Below are 529 nucleotides of genomic sequence, written 5' to 3' on the forward strand. Positions count from 1 at the left end.
GGGCGACCAGAAGGGCCCGGGGGCAGGAGGCCCGCGCGCGGCCATCAGCCGGCAGAAGGGAGCTCTCGACAAGGGCGTGATCTCGGCATCGGGGGCGGACTGGCGGAACGAGGACCAGGCCATCGGTGCGCAGCTTCTCGGTATCGACCCGAGCCAGTTGAACGCCTCCTACAGCTTCGATGCTGCCTCGACTCAGCAGCATGCCGAGTTGGCGAAGGCCGTCTCCCAGGCGGGTCACACGACCAACATGGATTTGCAGCTCGGTAAGACGATTGCGGGTGGCGACCGGTCGAAGACGGAGCAGGCGCTGCGGCAGATTGTGGACGCGCAGGAAACGTTGGCTCGGCATGCGATCGACGCGCACAACGCCTCACTCGACCGGTACTCGAAGATCGCCCCCGAGGCCGCGGCCCGGACCGGCTTCTTCAGGGTCGAGACGCCCGAGGTCTATCGGTACGGGCAAGGCGCTCCGAACCCTGTTGCGGACCCGGGCACGCGCCTACCGAACTCCAACGCCATCCCGAGCCTG

The 529-nt window shown here is 67.5% G+C and carries 1 protein-coding gene; it reads left to right on the top strand.

The genetic code is table 11. From position 1 onward, the window contains the following. On the top strand, positions 1-529 hold a 529-nt coding region (locus MKK63_RS26065), incomplete at both ends, for a hypothetical protein (protein WP_244006769.1).

The organism is Methylobacterium sp. J-088 (assembly GCF_022829295.1).
Taxonomy (GTDB): domain Bacteria; phylum Pseudomonadota; class Alphaproteobacteria; order Rhizobiales; family Beijerinckiaceae; genus Methylobacterium.